The following is an 18,809-nucleotide window of genomic DNA, read 5'->3' as shown; positions in this document are numbered from 1 at the left end:
CCAGCATTAAGTAGAAATAATTATATGAGAATGTTTTAAATTTAAACTAATATCTTAAAAATGTAAATTATTATTTAATACGCATATATATGATAAAATTAATAAAATTTTTTATATTATCTTTAAATTAAGTTATAACAATTGAGTTGTTTAAATATTTTTTTTAATTGACAACATATAGAAATTTGTGATGATCTTATCCAAGATCTAGGATCATAATATTGTTTATTTGGTTGGTGTATTCCTTTTGGATTACCTAATTGACTTTGTAAATACAATTTGTTTTTTTTGTAATATTTATAAATTCCTGACCAAGATGCCCATTGTATATCTGTATCAATATTCATTTTAACTACTCCATATTGAATAGATTCTTGGATATCGGATATTGATGATCCTGATCCTCCATGAAAAACGAAATTGATAGGATGAGAATTTGTTAAATTATTTTGTTTTTTTGTATATTTTTGTGATTTTTTAAGTATTTTAGGTTTTAAAGATATATTTCCTGGTTGATATACTCCATGTACATTTCCAAAAGAAGCAGCAATAGTAAAATTTGGACTAATTTGTATTAATTTTTCATATGCATATTGTACTTCTTGAGGAGTAGTATATAATAAAGAAGAATCTATATTACAATTATTTACCCCATCTTCTTCACCTCCTGTACAACCTAATTCAATTTCTAAAAACATATTTATTTTACTCATTTTTTGTAAATATTTGGTACATATTTCTATATTTGATTTTAACTTTTCTTGGGATAAATCTATCATATGTGATGAAAAGATTGGATATCCTTTTTGAATAAAATTTTTTTCTCCTTTTTCTAATAATCCATCAATCCATGATAGTGTATTTTTATAACAATGGTCTGTATGTAGTATTACAGGTACACCATAATGTTTAGCAAGTAAATGAACATGTTGAGCTCCTGATAAAGAACCTAATATTTCTTTTTTTGGAGAAGAAGATTGTAATCCTATTCCAGAAAAGAATGACGATCCTCCGTATGAGAATTGTATAATTACAGGTGCTTTCATGTTTGATGCAGTTTCTAAAACACTATTTATAGAATCAATATTAATACAATTAATTGCTGGTATTGCAAAATTATTACTTTTTGCTAATTGAAATATTTTTTGAATATCTTTTCCAAAAATTATTCCGGGTTTTATAAAATTTAATTTTTTTTCCATTTATTTTCCTAAATAATATTTTTTATTTTTAAATGATTTTATTATTTTTTAGATTATATTTTTTTTTGGATATTTCTAACATATGTATAGAAGATAATGTGTTTTTTTCTATAAATTCTAAAAATGCTCCTCCTCCAGTAGATATATAAGATATTTTATTTTGAATATTAAACATGTTAATAACAGATATTGTTTCTCCTCCTCCTGCTATAGAAAATGCTTTACTATTAGCAATACTTGTTGCTAATTTTTTAGTTCCTATACTAAATTTAGGAAATTCAAATACTCCTACTGGTCCATTCCATAAAATTGTTTTTGCTTTTTTAATGATTTTTGTCATATTTTCAATACTTTTGTCACCTAAATCCATAATTTCTTCATTATTATGGATTTCAAATGGTTTTTTAACAATTGCTGATGATTTTGTTGAAAAATTTGTTCCTACTCTGGAATCAATAGGTATAATAATGTTATATTGATGTTTGATTTTTTTTGCCATATCTATAAATTTAGGTTCATAAAGAGATTTTCCAATGTTATAATCAATAGCTAAAAAAGTATTTGCAATTCCACCTCCTACTATTACTGTATCTGAAAGTTTAGCTAATGATTGAATTAATTTAAATTTGGTTGATATTTTTGATCCTCCTACTATAGAAATCATAGGCCTTTCAGGATTTTTTAAAACAATACTTAATTTTTTAATTTCTGAAATTAATAAAGGTCCAGCACAAGCAATTTTTGTAAACATTCCTATACCGAATGTGGATGATTCTTTTCTGTGAGCACTTCCAAAAGCATCCATAACAAAAATGTCACATAAAGAAGCGTATTTTTGTGATAAAGAAATGTCATTATTTTTTTCTCCTATGTTAAATCTAACATTTTCTAATATTAATAGTTCTCCTGAATTTATTTGTATTTTATTAAGATTATTAGAAAAATATATTTTTGTTTTATTAAATATTTTTTTTAAATATTGAAATATTGGTAATAAAGAGAATTGTTTTTGATATTTTCCTTCTTTTGGTCTTCCTAAATGTGACATAACTATTACTTTTGCATGATTTTTTAATGCTAATTGAATCGTAGGTATACTTGCTTGAATTCGCATATCAGACATGATTTTATTGTTTACTATTGGAACATTGAAATCAACTCGTATTAAAACTTTTTTATTTTTTAAATTTAATTCGTTCATATGAAGCATATTTTTGATTTTCATTTTTTTTTACTATATTTATATTCATATAATGTTATTTTATATTTAATATTTAATTTAAAAGAATGTATTATATAAAATAGTATATTTTATTGTATATTATATTAATAAAATTATTATATAATTATTATGTAATATTGTTTATTATTTTTAAATACATTTTACATAATACTTCTATTGTTATCAACAATATGTTGATCGTTGAAATTTAATTTGTTTTATATTTTAAACCATGCAGTCATTCCATCTAAAAACATTTGTGTTGATAACATAATTAATATTAAACCCATAAGTCGTTCTAAAGCATGTACTCCATTAGTACCTAAAAATTTTAAAAATGTTCCTGATGATAATAAAATCATCATTGTTGATCCCCAAGCCAATAATAATGATATTAATAACGAACTGACTTGATGTGAATATTGATGTGACAATAACATTAATGTTGCTAATAACGATGGTCCTGCAACTAATGGAATAGCTAAAGGAACTAGAAAAGGTTCAGATTGGTTCATTAATTCTTCATTTTCTTTCATATTTGGAAATATCATTTTAATTGCTATTAAAAATAATATAATACCTCCAGAAATTGATACTGTTTCAGATTTTAAATCAAGTAATGATAATGTTTTTTCTCCAACAAGTAAAAATAATACCATGATTATTAAAGCAATTATCATTTCTCTCATTAAAACTATAACACGTCTTTTAGGATGTAAATGTTTTAATACTGACATAAAAATTGGTAGATTACCTAATGGATCCATAATTAGTATTAATAATATAGTCGTAGAAATAATTTCATTCATTTTTTTTCCTTTTTGTATATTTTTATTTTAGAAATATATATTATTTATATAAAATACTTGGATAATATATTATAATAATATATATTTTGTATATTATAAAATTAATTATTAAATTTTATTTATGAAACTATAAGGAACGAATATTATTTATTTGAAATTATAATTATTTTTTTAAAATAAAATATTCGTAATAAATTATTATGAAAAAATTTGTTGGGTTTGTTGGTTGGAGAGGTATGGTGGGATCTGTATTAATATCAAGAATGATTGAAGAAAATAATTTTTTGAATATTAATCCAGTGTTTTTTTCAACATCACAAGTGGGAAAATATGCACCTAATTTTTTAAATTTTTCTAAGAAACATATTTTACAAGATGCTTATAATATTGTAGATCTACAAAAAATGGATATTATTATTACATGTCAAGGAGGAGATTATACTAATATAATTTATAATCAGTTACGGTCTGTTGGATGGTTAGGATATTGGATAGATGCAGCATCTACTTTACGAATGGAAAATGATTCAATTATAGTATTAGATCCTATAAATATTAAATTAATAAATGATTCTATTGAAAAAGGGATTAAAACGTTTGTTGGTGGTAATTGTACGGTAAGTTTAATGCTTATGGCATTAGGGGGATTATTGAAAAGTAAATTAGTAGAAAATATTATATTTTCTACGTATCAAGCAGCATCTGGTGCTGGATCAAAAAATGTTATAGAATTATTACACCAAATGGGATATTTATATAATGTTGTTTCTTATGATTTAGCATTAGAAATGAATAGTGTATTAGAAATAGAAAAAAAAGTTTCTGATTGTTTACGTTATGGTCAATGTCCTAAAAAATTTTTTCATGTTCCTTTAGCTGGTAATGTATTACCTTGGATTGATATGGGTATGCAAAATGGTCAAACTCGTGAAGAATGGAAAGTACAACAAGAAATGAATAAAATATTAAATTTGAAAAATATTATTCCAGTTGATGGGACTTGTGTTCGAGTTGGAGCATTACGTTGTCACAGTCAATCATTTATTATTAAACTAAAAAAAAATATATCTGTTTCTGAAATTACGAACATTTTAAAAGCACATAATGATTGGATTAAAATTATTCCTAATGATTTTCAATCTACTATAGATGGTTTAACCCCAGTATCTGTTACAGGAACATTAGATATAGCTGTTGGACGGATTAGAATGTTAAATATAGGTTCTAAATATTTATCAATATTTACTGTAGGTGATCAATTATTATGGGGTGCTGCAGAACCAATACGTAGAATGTTAATGATTTTGTTACGATAATATAACGAAATTTTGATATAAATAGTTTAATTTTTATTTTTTAATTAAAAATTGATATGGTTTTTGGTGAGTATTTTTTTTTAATAAAGTATAATTCATACAATTACATAATAAAGGTATGTCCCAAGTAGTGGAAATATCATTTGATAGGATAAGTATTTTTTCTCCATATTGTATATTTCTAATATTTTTTCGAATTACTATAATAGTATCTGGACATCTTAAATGTGTTAAATTTAATATTTTAAGAAGCATATTTTTTTTATTTATGATAAATTTGATATTATTAATATTATATTTAATAAATATTATTGCATATAAATATGTAATATTTTTAAAACATAGTAATTAATATTTTTAAGTTAAACCAAAATAATTTAGTATTATATTTTTTAATTTTAATTTCTATTTTAGTTAAAAAATTAATAATTTTATATAATTTTTTATTTCTGATATGATAATTATTTTTTTTAAATATTTTATTTATATTATTTGATGAATATTGTTTGGTATTAAGAGGCATGTTGTTTTGAATTTTTACAAAATGTATTAAATATGTTTGTATTTTTTGTATTAATAATAGTTTATCATATTTTTTTTTTTTAAAGTGATTTAAAATTTTTATAGCTTGTATTGTATTTTTAGATAACAATTCATGTATAAAGTCAGTAATTTTAAATTGTATAAAATTTTCAATAATTTCTTCATCAATATTTTTTGTTTTTAAGTCATTATTGATACTGATTATTTTTATTATTTCTAATATTTTTGATAATATTAATAAGTTATTTTGGTAATAATTGGATAATATTTGAATAGTTTTTTGTTTTATATTTACATTTGTATTTATTATTTTTTTTTTAATCCATTTTTTTATTTCTGGTGTTTTTAATTTTTTCCCTAAAATCATAATTCCATCAATGGTATTAAAAATTTTTATTAGATATGGTATTTTGTAATTTGAATTCAAATTATTTAATTCAAATATTATTGCTATATTTTTATTTTTGTGTTGGGTTATTTGATGAATTTTTTGAATAGTATATAAATCTAATACTTTGTTTTTTATATTTACTATAATTATTTTTTTTTTTATAAAAAAATTTTTTTGTTTATATTCAAAATATATTTTTTCCCAATCTATATTATATTGTATGATTATGTAAACTGTATGTAAAAAATTATTTATTTTGCAAAAATTTAATATAGTTTTTTTTATTTCTTGATAAATAACAAATTCTTTTTCTATTATAAAATGATAAAAGTATATTTTTTTTTTTAATTCTTGTTCTAGATTGTGGATGGTAATATTAATCATTTTTATTTTGTACAATTAAATTTATTAATTTATTTTCAATAAATATTATTTTTATAATTATATATTTTTGAAGTATTATCTTAATTTTATTTATTTTTTTTATGATCTTGAGTATTTTTTCTTGTGAAGTATTATGTTGAACTGTAATAATTTCTTTTTTTTTTCCATTTATTTGTATTATTATATTATTGTATTTTTCTTGTATGAATTTTAAGTTATATTTTGGCCATGGTACATAATCGATAGTATTTTTATTTTTTAATTTTTTCCATAATATGAAACTAAAATGTGGAGTAAATGGATATAGCATTTTTATAATAGTATTTAATATATTTTTCATTAAATCGTGATTTATTTGATTTTTTATAAATAAATGAAAAATTGAATTTGTGAATTTAATAATTTTTGATATTGCTGTATGAAAAGATTGACGATATTTTATATCATAAGAAACTTCAAAAATTGTAATATTTAATTCAGATTGAAGTTTTTTTTCTATATTTTGATTTTGTATTTTGTTATGTTGATTTTTTTTAATATTTTTTCGATACATATATGTAATATCCCAAAGTTTTTGTAAAAATCGATACATTCCTTGAACACCTGATTCATTCCATTCTAATTCTGAATCTACTGGGGCAGAAAACATAATAAATAATCGTATTGTATCTGCGCCATATTTTTGGATTATTAATTCGGGTTCTATTCCATTATTTTTAGATTTTGACATTTTTATCATTCCAGAATAAATAATTTTGTGATTATTAGAAATAATTTTTTTTATATTTCCTTTTGTATCTTTTTTATATTTTATTGTATTTGGGTCCATCCATATTTTTTGACCTTTATCATTAATATGATAAAATGCATGATTTAATACCATGCCTTGACATAATAATTGAATTACTGGTTCTTTAGAAGTTACAAGATTGAAATCATATAATAGTTTATGATAAAATCTGAAATATATTAAATGCATAGTAGCGTGTTCAATTCCTCCTATATATTGATCAACAGGTAACCAATATTGTGAGTCGTTTTTACAAGTCATACCTTTATGATAATGGGGATTGGTATATCTAATATAATACCAAGAAGATTCCATAAAAGTATCAAATGTATCAATTTCTCGTATTACTGATTGATTATTTATTTTTGTTTTAGACCATTTTTTGTAGATATTATCAATATTTTTAAGTTCTTGCATATTATTAATTTTAGGTGGGGTAATAGGTAATTGATTATTGGATATTGGTACAATGGTTCCATTTTTTTTTCTTACCATAGGTATTGGTGTGCCCCAATATCTTTGTCTGGATATACTCCAATCTTGTAATTTATATTTTTTTTTTTTTTTTATTATATTATTTTTGTGTAAAGTATCAAAAATTTTTTTGGATCCTATTTGATTATTTAAACCATTAAATTGATTTGAGTTTGATAAAAATTCAGTATTTAAATTTTTATATGTATTTTTTTGATGTAAGATATTTGGATTTTTTGACGAAATTACATTTTTAATATCTATACGATATTTTACTGCAAATTTCCAATCATATTTGTTATGTGCTGGAATAGATATCGTGATATTTATATTGTTTTCTAATATTAAATGATTAGTAATCCATATAGGAATAATTTGTTTTGTAATAGGATGCAGGACATTTTTTTTAATTTTTATTCCTAATATTTTGGCATGAATATTTTTATTAAATATTTTATTTTTATAACATATTTTTGTAATGAATTTTTTAATTTTATGATTTTTTTTTGATTCTGTTATAGCTAATGGATGATATGGAGAAATGGATACATAGGTCATGCCCATAATTTTTTCTAATTGCGTAGTATAAATTTTTATTTTTTTATTTTTATTATGAATATTGAAATTTATTTCAAATCCATTTGATTTTCCAATCCAGTTTTTTTGCATTTTAATTACTTTTTTAGGCCATTTTTTTAATAAATTTAAATCTTGTAACAATTTTTCAGCATATTTAGTAATTTTAATAAACCATTGTGGGATGAATTTAAATATAATATTTGATTGGCATCTCCAACATTTTCCATTATTTACTTGTTCATTAGCAAGTACTGTTTTATCATAAGGGCACCAATTAACTAGTGATTTTTTTTTATAAACTAAATTTTTTTCATATAATTTATTAAAAAACCATTGTTCCCATCGATAATATTTGGGGTCACATGTTGTAATTTCTCTATTCCAATCATAACTAAACCCAAGTTTTTTTAATTGTTTTTTCATAAATTTTATATTTTTATAAGTCCATTTTGATGGGATAGTATTATTTTTTATTGCAGCTTCTTCAGCAGGTAAACCAAATGCATCCCATCCGATGGGATGTAAAACATTTTTTCCTAACATTCTCTGATGTCTAGCGATAACGTCACTTATTGTATAATTTCTTACGTGCCCCATATGTAGTCTACCTGATGGATATGGTAACATTGATAAACAATAATATTTTTTTTTTTTTATGTTTTTTTGGACTTGAAATGTTTTATGTTTATCCCAATATTTTTGTACATAAGATTCAATTATTTCTGGAATATATTTTTTTTTCATATTGTATAATCAAATTATTATTTTTTAATTGATATTATTATATTATTGAATATAATAATATGAATGAATTTATAGATATATGTAATATTATTTATGAAATTCATTTTTTATTGGTGAATATATACATTATTTATATAGATATTCCATTTATGTGTTGATTTTATATATTATATTTAGTATGTAATATTTTTTATGTTTTTTATGATTGATTCAAGACATTTATAATATATATTTATATTTTTTGAATCATTAAAAGACAATTTTGAGATATTGAAGTTTTTATGTAATTAAAAGTTTTCATAATATTGATATTTTGTGATTCAATTTGATATGAAAAAAATTTTTAAATTTTTTAATTTGTTAACGTTTTATGGTTATTCAATTATGATTTATTTTTTATATTTATGTTTTTATTATATCTATTTTTTATTTTTATACAATTTTTTGAAAAATATTTTTTTAGTAATTAGTTTTAATATGGTTTTTAATTTATTATTGACAATTTTATATGATATATTATATCATTTGAATTTTATAATATAATTTTTGAATATTGATTATCAGGTATACTATATTATAGGTTTAAATATTTTAGATAAACAATTAATTCAAAGTTTTTAATATGAAATAATATTTTTTAGGTATGAAAACATTTTATATAATTATTGTTATAATGTATATTTATAATTTTAGATGAATAGATTTTATAATAGTTTTTAGATATTGATTAAAAAATATTTTATATTAGTTGTTTTTATTTATTATATTGTTATATTTATTATATTAAAAAATATTTTATAAATTTTTTATTAATTATTTTATTATTTTTTATGTAATAATATCATTTAATATATTTTGTTTTTTAAAATATTTTATATAAGATTTTGATATTAATTGATATAAAATTTTTTAATATTTTTTTTATATTATGTAAATAATATTTTTATACATATTATTTATTTTTTATTGATTAAAGTGTTATATTTTATTTTGTATTGTATTAATATTTTAATGGTAAATATGGATTTTTATATCCTAATTTAATCATATTTTTTATTTCTATATATTGCATAATTTTTGTGTTATAAATATTATCATGTGTGTATCCAAGTAAATGTAATGTTCCGTGGATTATAATATGAGCTAAATGCTCTTCAATTGTTTTTTGTTGTGATTGTGATTCTTTTTTTATTATTTCTAAACAAATTATTAAATCTCCAATAAATTGAGATTTAATATGTGGAATCGATTCAAAAGGGAAAGATAATATATTAGTAGGTTTATTTTGTTTTCGATATGTATAATTTAATTGTTTTATTTCTAATATATTTACGATACGAATAGTAATTTCACATTTTTTTTTTATAATTCGATGTATCCATATTTTAATTTTTTTTTTTGATATTTGATAATGATTATCAGTATTATTTTGTATATTCAGTTTAATATTTTTCATATTGTTTAATTTTATTTTAATAATAATTTATATTATTGTAATAATTTCTTTGTATATAATAAATATTTATTTATCATATTTTCCTGTTAAAAAGTTTTTTTGAATTTGATTCACGTAAACTTTTACAATTTTCCCTAGTATATTTTGGTGACTTGTTAGTATTACTGTTCGATTGTTTTCTGTTTTTCCTAAAAATTTATTTTTTTTTTTATCAATACATCGTTCTATTAATACATTTTGAAAAGTATTTAACATTTTTTGAGTCCATTGTTGTGTTTGTTTATTAATTTGATTTTGTAGAATGTTTAATCTTATTTTTTTTTCAGTTATGTTAATATTATCTTTTAGTTTGGATGCTGGAGTTCCTGGTCGAGGTGAATATATAAAACTGTAACTCATATCAAAATTTAGATCTGAAATTATGTCCATAGTTTTTTGAAAATCATAATTTGTTTCTCCAGGAAAACCAATAATAAAATCAGAACTTATTTGTATATTTGGTCGTGCTATAATTAATTTTTTTATAATTTCTTTGTATTTTTCTACTGAATATGATCTTTTCATTAATTTTAAAATTTTGTTGGAACCACTTTGTATAGGAAGATGTAAAAAACTAACTAATTTAGATGTATTATAATATATTTGAATAATATCTTCATTAAAATTCATTGGATTACTTGTTAGAAATCGAATACGTTTAATATTTTTTATTGATGCTATGATTTGTAGTAATTCAGAAAATGTACATTTTTTTCCATTTTTATCAATACTATAATATGCGTTAACGTTTTGTCCTAATAAAATAATTTCTTTAGCACCGTGATCAACTAATTTATAAATTTCATCTAAAATATTACGTAATGGTCTACTAATTTCTTTACCTCGTGTATATGGAACAATACAAAAAGAACAATATTTATTGCAACCTTCCATAATCGATATCGAAGCGGAATAAATATTTTTTTTTGGTATTAATACATTTTTAAATTTTTCTAATTTTGGAAAGGTAATATCTATCATGGGTTTTTGATGTTGGATTTTTTTATTAATCATACTTGGTAAACGATGTAAAGTTTGTGTCCCAAAAATAATATCAACATGTTGCGATCGGATTAAAATTTTTTTTCCTTCTTGATTAGCAACACAACCTCCAACTGCAATAATAATATTAGGATTATTTTTTTTTAGTTTTTTCCATCTACCTAGTTGATGAAATAATTTTTCATGTGCTTTTTCGCGTATTGAACAAGTATTTAAAATTAAAATATTTGCATCGTTTTCGGAATTGGTTATAGTATATTTTTGATTTTCTTGTAATATGTTAGTTATCATTAATGAATCATATTCATTCATTTGACAACCCCAAGTTTTTATATAAACTTTTTTGTTTTTTTGGTTCATTATTTTCTAAAAATATTTAAAATTTTTTATTTATTTATATTATAATAATATTTTTTATATATGGTATAAAATGTTTATATTTTTAAATGTTTTATATTTTGAATTCATTTTATCATTAGTTATAATATATTTTAAAGTAATAATATTTATAATAATTTTATTTATTTTAACATAGTTTACTTAATGTATAAATTTTATACATGTATAATATTTTAAATATTTATAATATAATTAATATTATTAAATATAATATTTGATATTGGTTATTTTATAATCATACATTAAATTTATTATGTTTAATTAATAATTAATCAAAATATGTAAATAATATAACTTTATTTTTTTTGTTATATAAAAAATAATGGTATTGTATGATTCAATATATATATTGTGACATTATATTTAATATTGAAATGTGATATCTGTTTCTAGTTTTAATAATTCTTTTATAGTTTGTCGTTTCCGGATTATTCTAGGATAGTGATTTTCAAATAATATTTCTGGTATTAAGGGTTTAGTATTATAGTTAGAAGACATAGAAGATCCATATGCTCCTGTATTGTGCAAAACAATATAATCTCCTATTTTTATTTTAGGTAGATTTCGTTCTTTAAGTTCTCCTTGTGCATCTTGTGTGAATATATCTCCTGATTCACATAATGGTCCACCTATGATAACTTTTTCTTTTTTTTTTTTATCAATAATACGATTATTGTGTCCTATAATTGAGATATGGTGGTAACTACCATACATAACCGGTCTTATTAAATCATTAAATCCTGATTCAACTAAAATAAATTTTTTGTTTTTTGTTTCTTTTTTAGCATATACTTTGGCTACTAAAATTCCTGATTCTGCAACTAAAAAACGACCTGGTTCAATTTCTAATGTTATAGGATGATGAAGGTATTGTTCAATTTTTTTTTTTGTATTATTCCATAATTGAAAATAATTGTTGATATTTATTTTTTTTTCATTACGTGTGTATGGAATTGGTAAACCTCCTCCTGCAGAAATATATTGAATATCTTGATTTAATTTTATTACTTGTTTTAACATAGCATCACATACTTTTTTTAAGTGTTGATAGTTTGTTCCTGATCCAATATGCATATGTAATCCTATAAGATTCAGTTGATATTTTTTTATTAATGGTAATGCTAATTCTGGATTCCATATACCATGTTTACTGTTTTCTCCTCCGGTATTAGTTTTTTTGTTATGTCCATGTCCAAACTGTGGATTAATACGAATCCATATTCGGTGTTGAGGTGATATTTTTCCTATTTGTTCTAACATATTTAATGAGCCGACATTTATTGTAATATTGTGATGAATAACTTTTTTTAATGTTTGATCATCTATAATGTCTGATGTAAAGATAATTTCATCATTTTTTGGTGTAAATCCTGCAAGGAGGGCACGTTCTATTTCACCCAATGATACTGCATCAATTTTTATATTAAACTGTTTCATAAAACGAAGTATGTGAATATTAGAACATGATTTTTGTGCGAATCGAACAATATCAAATTGTTTTAACATATTTATTTTTTTTTTAATAGTATTTCCGTCATACATCCAAATAGGAGTATCATATTTTTTGATTACTGATAATATATTTGGGACATTTAGTGTTGTTTTTTTTTTATTTAAATTGAACATATTTTTCTTATTATAATATAATGTAATTTATATTTTATTTTTTTTTGAATTACGAAGTGTAGGAAACAAAATGATGTCTCGTATATTTTTTTGATTGGTTATAATCATTATTAATCTATCAATACCAATACCTAAACCTGCTGTTGGGGGTAATCCATATTCCATAGCAGTAATATATTCTTTATTATATGATATTTTTTGATTTGTTAATTGATTTTTATTGTTATCTTGTTGTAAAAATCGTTTTTTTTGGTCTTCGGAATCATTTAATTCAGAAAATCCATTTCCTATTTCTATTCCTCCAATAAAAAATTCAAATCTATCTGCAATATGTTTTTTTATGTTATTTCGTCTAGATAAAGGAGAAATTTCAATAGGATATTCTGTAATAAATGTTGGTTGAATCAATTTTTTTTCTATTGTTGTTTCAAAAATTTCAGAGATTATTTTTCCGATATTCCAATGGTTTTTAACATTGATATCAAGTGTATTTGCAATTTTTTTAGTTATTTCTAGATTTTTTAGATCGGATTTATGAATATTTGGATAATAATGTAGAATTGATTCTTTCATTGTAAATCTTTGATATGGTGGACTTAAGTTAAGAACATTTGTATTATATTTTATTTTATATGATCCTATGATTTTTTTTATTATTATTTGCATTAATTTTTCTATGAAATTCATTAAATCTTGATAATTAGAATAGGTCATATAAAGTTCCATCATAGTAAATTCAGGATTATGTTTTGAAGAAATTCCTTCATTTCTAAAATTTCGACTTATTTCGTATATACGATTAAATCCTCCAATAATTAATTTTTTTAAATATAATTCTGGAGATATGCGTAAGTACATTTTTTTATGTAAAGTATTATGATATGTTTTAAATGGTTTTGCGGTTGCACCTCCAGGAATATTTTGTAAAATAGGTGTTTCAACTTCTATAAAATTATTATTATGCATAAAATTTCGAATAATTGTTAAAGTTTTTGAACGTGTTTTAAAGTTTTCCATAGATTGGGGGTTAGTAATTAAATCGAGATATCTTTGACGATATTTAGTTTCTTGATTTAATAATCCATGGAATTTATTTGGTAGAGGACGTAATGATTTACATAATAAATAAATTTTTGTACAATATATAGATAATTCTTGGGTTTTTGTTTTGAATATTGTTCCTTCTATGCCTAGAATATCACCTAAATCCCATGTTTTAAATTGTTTTTGATAAATTTCTGAAGATATTTTTGTTTCTGTAACATAAATTTGAATTTTATCTTGCATATTTTTTATAATAATAAATGAAGCTTTTCCCATAATACGTTGTTGAATCATACGTCCTGTAATTTTAACTGTTTTATGAATTTTTTTGAGTTCTTGATGGTTTTTAACAATGTATTTTTTATAAATTTTTGGAATACTTATATTAGGTTTAAAATGATTAGGAAAATCAAAACCTATTTGACGAATATTTTGAAGTTTTTTTTTTCTTGTTTCATATTCATTATTTTGGTTTATAAAATTCTTATTGTTTTTTTTTTTTTTATTTAACATAATATAGTTTTATAATCCTATTTTTAAACTTTTTTCAATAAATTGATCTAGATTACCATTGAGTACTGATTGAGTATCACGTATTTCAAGACCTGTTCTAAGATCTTTAATTCTTGAGTCATCTAATATATATGATCTAATTTGATTACCCCAACCAATTGATGATTTACTATTTTCAATATCTTGTTGTTTTTTTATTCTTTTTTTTATTTCTAAGTTATATAATTTTGATTTCATTTGTTTTATTGCTTGTTCTTTATTTTTGTGTTGAGATCTTTGGTTTTGGCATTGGGTGACTAATGATGTGGGTAAATGAGTGATTCTTACTGCTGATTCTGTTCGATTTACATGTTGTCCTCCAGATCCAGAAGATTTGTAAAAATCTATTTTTAAATCTGAAGGATTAATATTTATATTAGTTTTTTTATTAATTTCAGGATAAATAAATATGGAACTAAAAGATGTGTGACGACGTTTTCCTGAATTAAATGGACTTTTTCTAATTAATCGATGAATACCTGTTTCTGTTCTTAACCATCCAAATGCGTATTTTCCTATTACCCGAATAGTAGATGATTTTATACCAGAATTTTCTCCATATATTTCACTGATTTTTTCTGTTTTAAATTTTTTTTTGTTTAACCATTTTAAATACATTCTCATCAACATTTTGGACCAATCTTGTGCATCAATGCCCCCTGATCCAGATTGTATATCTAAATAACAATTTAAATAATCATGTTTTTTAGAAAAAATGTAATAAAAATTAGTTTTTTTTATTTTTTTTTTTATTTTTTTTATTTCTTTGGTTATATCTGAAATGATACTTGTATCTTTCATTTCTATTGATAATTTAATAAATTTTATAATTTCATTAATATTATTTTCAATATTTTGAATTTTTGAAATAATTTTTGTAATTTTATTTTTTTTTTCTTGAATTTTTTTATTACGTTCAATATTCAACCATGTTTTAGATTGATTTAATATTTTTTTTATTTCTATAATTTTTTTTATTTTTTTTAATTGAATCATATTTTACAATTTATGTTTATTAATTTATATGTTAATATGGTTATTCTTACGAACATAAAATATATGAAAATTCTATATTATGTTAATATTGTATATATTTATTTTAATTAATATAATATTTTACAATAATATTGTATATTATTCAATGAAATATATTTTATTATGTATATTTATTTTTTTATGAATATTTATGGTATTTATCATAAAATACTTATATATATTATTTGATATTAGAAAAAATATTATGAATATTTTTAATATTTGTAAAAGTAATAATTATCATACTTCTAATGTGGTTTTAACTAAATTTTTATGTTCTTTTGCAATATTATATGATTGGTCATTAATATGGGTATCAGGATTGGACAGCAAAAAATATTTACAAAGTCAAATTACTAGAAATTTATTTTTATTAAATTATAATAAACATATTTTATCTGCTCATTGTAATGCACGAGGTAAGGTATGGAATATATTACATTTATTCCATTATAATCATGGATATGCTTATATTCAACAAAATGATCTTTCTAAAATACAAATAAATGAATTAAAAAGGTATTCAATATTTTCAGATGTGAATATTGTACAATTAAGTAAATTTACTTTATTAGGAGTTTTCGGATTAAATTGTCGAAAGGTTTTATCAGATTTTTTTAATATTTTACCCGATAAAAATAAAACAGTTGTATATGTTAATGATAATGTCTTACTATGGTTTGATAATCCAATTGAACGTTTTTTGTTAATTCTTAAACAGAAAGATTTTTTAGATGTAAAAACTTTTTTATTAAAACAATCAATACAATGTAATTTAAATAAATGGTTATTTTTAGATATACAATCTGGTTTTCCGATGTTAAATATAAAAACTACAGGAAAATTTATTCCTCAAGAACTTAATTTAGAAAATTTAAAAGGAATAGATTTTGACAAGGGTTGTTATTGTGGTCAAGAAGTTATTTCACGTTTACATTTTCGTAATATTAATAAAAGAAATTTATATTGTTTGATTGGGATTACTAAGAATGTACCATGTCTTCTAGAAGATATAGAAATGTATGATAATAGTTGGAAAAAAGTAGGAAATATATTTTTTGTTCTTCAAATTAAAAAAAATATTTTTTGTATTCAAGGTATTTTAAAAAATATAGTCAGTTTAAAAAATATTTACCGTCTATCAAATGATGTTACAAGTTATTTTATAATTAAATAAAATTTATTGAATATTTTAAAAATATTATCAAATATATTTTAAATATTTTAAAAGTTTTTATCTGTTATAAATAATAATTATATAAATGTATGATTTATTTTTATGATATTAAATATTTATAATACATGGTATTATTAAAAATCTTCAATTAAGAATTTTGTATTTTTTTATGTTGTTTATTTTTTCGTATCTGTATTTTACGGTCATTTTCAGTAAGATATTTTTTACGTATTCTAATAGCAGATGGAGTAATTTCAACTAATTCATCGTCATTGATAAATCCCAATGCCTTTTCTAATGTCATATTAATAGGAGGAATTAAAGATATTGCTTCATCTGTACCGGATGCTCTCATATTAGTTAATTTTTTACCAGTTAAACAATTTACAGTTAGATCATTGGATCTATTATGTATTCCAATAATTTGGCCTTGATAAACTTTTTCTGCATGTCCTAAAAATAATTTACCTCTATTTTGTAGATTGAATAATGCAAATCCTGTTGTTATACCAGTACCGTTAGATATTAATACACCATTTTTTCTGTTACCAATATTATGATTTTGTTTTTTACCATAATGTGAAAAAGATGAATAAAATAATCCTGTTCCTGATGTAATATTCATAAATTCATTTTGAAAACCTATTAATGCTCTACTAGATACAATATATTCTAATTTTGTTCGTCCTTGATAATCAGGAATAATATTTTTCATTTTTCCTTTTTTTTGTCCCATATATTCTATTATTATTCCTTGATGTTGGTTTTCAATATCTATAACAACATTTTCAAAAGGTTCAGTTGTAATATCATTCTGATATTTAAAAATAATTTTTGGTCTTGATACTTCTAGTTCAAATCCTTCTCGTCTCATAGTTTCAATTAATATAGATAAATGTAATTCACCGCGTCCAGAAACAGAAAAAATATTAGAGTCGGATGTTTTTTGAATTTTCATAGAAATATTATGTTTTATTTCTTTTCGTAATCTGTCATATATTTTAGTAGAAGTAATATATTTTCCTTCTTGACCACAAAATGGTGAAGTATTTACAGAAAATAACATATTTACTGTTGGAGGATCTATTTTTACTGGAGGTAATGGAATATTATTATTAATGTCACAAATAGTATCTGAAATATGTAAATTATTTAGTCCAGTAATTGCGATAATTTCTCCAGAATGCGCATTATTTACTTCTATTTTTTGTAATCCAAAATATTTTAATATTTTTCCTATTTTCCCTTGTTTTATTGTTCCTTTTTGATTAATGATAGATACTATTTGATTATTGCAAATAATTCCTTGATGTATTCGTCCAATACCAATAACACCTAAATATTTGTCATAATCTAATTGAGAAATTTGAATTTGTAAATTATTTTTTAAGTTTATTTTAGGTGATGGGGTATGTTTAATAATTGCATTATATAATGCGTTCATATTATTTTCCATTTTATTATAATCTATTCCAGATGTACCTAGTAAAGCGGAGGTATAAACAATTGGAAAATCTAATTGTTCATCTTTAGCATTTAAGTTGATGAATAAATCAAATATTTGGTCTATTACCCAATCAGGTCGAGCATCTTTTCGATCAATTTTGTTGATTACAACAATAGGATTTAGATTATATGCAAAAGCTTTTTTTGTTACGAACCTTGTTTGAGGCATTGGTCCATCAGAAGCATCAACAACTAATAATACAGAATCTACCATAGACATGACACGTTCTACTTCTCCTCCAAAATCGGAATGTCCTGGGGTATCAATAATATTAATATGATATTTATTCCATTGAATAGATGTATTTTTAGATGATATTGTAATACCTCTTTCTTTTTCTAATTCATTAGAATCCATGATGCGATGAATATTTTCTTTTTTATTTTTTAATGTTCCTGATTGTTTTAGTATTTGATCCAATAAAGTTGTTTTTCCATGATCAATATGTGCAATAATAGCTATATTTTTTAAACGTACAACCATATGATATCCTTATATAATAACTATGATGATTATAC

Annotated in this window: 13 protein-coding genes and 1 pseudogene; 2 read left to right on the top strand and 12 right to left on the bottom strand. The window is 21.5% G+C overall.

All coding sequences use genetic code 11. The features are described 5' to 3' along the window. Window positions 1–122: 122 nt before the first annotated feature. The 3 genes from fbaA to D9V79_RS01340 form a co-directional block, all read right to left on the bottom strand. Entirely contained in the window at window positions 123–1,202 is a 1,080-nt protein-coding gene (gene fbaA / locus D9V79_RS01350) for a class II fructose-bisphosphate aldolase (protein WP_158351948.1), read from the bottom strand. A gap of 28 nt (window positions 1,203–1,230) precedes the next feature. After that, window positions 1,231–2,427: a phosphoglycerate kinase gene (locus tag D9V79_RS01345; RefSeq protein WP_158351946.1), complete on the bottom strand. Its 1,197-nt coding sequence runs from the start codon at window positions 2,425–2,427 to the stop codon at window positions 1,231–1,233. Window positions 2,428–2,642: 215 nt separating this feature from the next. Beyond that, window positions 2,643–3,233 (bottom strand): YhgN family NAAT transporter, encoded by a 591-nt coding sequence (locus D9V79_RS01340; RefSeq protein ID WP_158351943.1) that lies wholly within the window; start codon window positions 3,231–3,233, stop codon window positions 2,643–2,645. A 200-nt stretch (window positions 3,234–3,433) separates the two neighbouring features. Here D9V79_RS01340 and asd point away from each other — a divergent pair, with 200 nt between their 5' ends. Next, window positions 3,434–4,549, top strand: coding sequence for an aspartate-semialdehyde dehydrogenase (gene asd, locus D9V79_RS01335; protein ID WP_158351941.1), 1,116 nt, complete (start codon window positions 3,434–3,436; stop codon window positions 4,547–4,549). Window positions 4,550–4,582: 33 nt separating this feature from the next. Here asd and tusA read toward each other — a convergent pair whose 3' ends face one another. From tusA to prfB, 8 genes and pseudogenes are all read right to left on the bottom strand, one after another. Next, the gene (gene tusA, locus D9V79_RS01330; RefSeq protein ID WP_158351939.1) at window positions 4,583–4,804 is read right to left on the bottom strand and encodes a sulfurtransferase TusA; all 222 of its coding nucleotides are present in this window, start codon (window positions 4,802–4,804) and stop codon (window positions 4,583–4,585) included. Window positions 4,805–4,883: 79 nt separating this feature from the next. Further along, a complete protein-coding gene (locus D9V79_RS01325; RefSeq protein WP_158351937.1) occupies window positions 4,884–5,867 on the bottom strand; it encodes a DNA polymerase III subunit delta in 984 nt (327 codons plus the stop codon). Then, window positions 5,860–8,454, bottom strand: coding sequence for a leucine--tRNA ligase (gene leuS / locus D9V79_RS01320; protein WP_158351935.1), 2,595 nt, complete (start codon window positions 8,452–8,454; stop codon window positions 5,860–5,862). Before leuS ends, D9V79_RS01325 begins: the two co-directional genes overlap by 8 nt. A 1,000-nt stretch (window positions 8,455–9,454) precedes the next feature. After that, window positions 9,455–9,910 (bottom strand): rRNA maturation RNase YbeY, encoded by a 456-nt coding sequence (gene ybeY / locus D9V79_RS01315; protein WP_158351933.1) that lies wholly within the window; start codon window positions 9,908–9,910, stop codon window positions 9,455–9,457. Between the two features lie 66 nt (window positions 9,911–9,976). After that, on the bottom strand, window positions 9,977–11,311 hold the full coding sequence (gene miaB, locus D9V79_RS01310; RefSeq protein ID WP_158351931.1) for a tRNA (N6-isopentenyl adenosine(37)-C2)-methylthiotransferase MiaB: 1,335 nt from the start codon (window positions 11,309–11,311) through the stop codon (window positions 9,977–9,979). Window positions 11,312–11,713: 402 nt separating this feature from the next. Continuing rightward, window positions 11,714–12,976: a diaminopimelate decarboxylase gene (lysA, locus tag D9V79_RS01305; protein ID WP_158351929.1), complete on the bottom strand. Its 1,263-nt coding sequence runs from the start codon at window positions 12,974–12,976 to the stop codon at window positions 11,714–11,716. 27 nt (window positions 12,977–13,003) lie between these two features. After that, window positions 13,004–14,533, bottom strand: coding sequence for a lysine--tRNA ligase (lysS, locus tag D9V79_RS01300; RefSeq protein ID WP_158351927.1), 1,530 nt, complete (start codon window positions 14,531–14,533; stop codon window positions 13,004–13,006). A gap of 9 nt (window positions 14,534–14,542) precedes the next feature. Continuing rightward, window positions 14,543–15,556, bottom strand: a pseudogene (gene prfB, locus D9V79_RS01295) (peptide chain release factor 2); the annotation flags it as partial. Window positions 15,557–15,812: 256 nt separating this feature from the next. Here prfB and ygfZ point away from each other — a divergent pair. Beyond that, window positions 15,813–16,784 carry a tRNA-modifying protein YgfZ gene (ygfZ, locus tag D9V79_RS01290; protein WP_187306410.1) on the top strand — a complete coding sequence of 324 codons (972 nt, stop codon included), beginning with the start codon at window positions 15,813–15,815 and terminating at the stop codon, window positions 16,782–16,784. 148 nt (window positions 16,785–16,932) lie between these two features. On the opposite strand, the gene typA is transcribed toward ygfZ, so the two are convergent. Beyond that, window positions 16,933–18,774, bottom strand: coding sequence for a translational GTPase TypA (typA, locus tag D9V79_RS01285; RefSeq protein ID WP_158351921.1), 1,842 nt, complete (start codon window positions 18,772–18,774; stop codon window positions 16,933–16,935). Window positions 18,775–18,809 lie beyond the last annotated feature (35 nt).

Origin of the sequence: Buchnera aphidicola (Stegophylla sp.) (assembly GCF_005080785.1) — a bacterium.
GTDB classification, from domain to species: Bacteria; Pseudomonadota; Gammaproteobacteria; order Enterobacterales; family Enterobacteriaceae; genus Buchnera_L; species Buchnera_L aphidicola_AQ.
The sequence above is the reverse complement of the archived record's forward strand: the minus strand, read 5'-3'. Positions and strand labels throughout refer to the sequence as shown.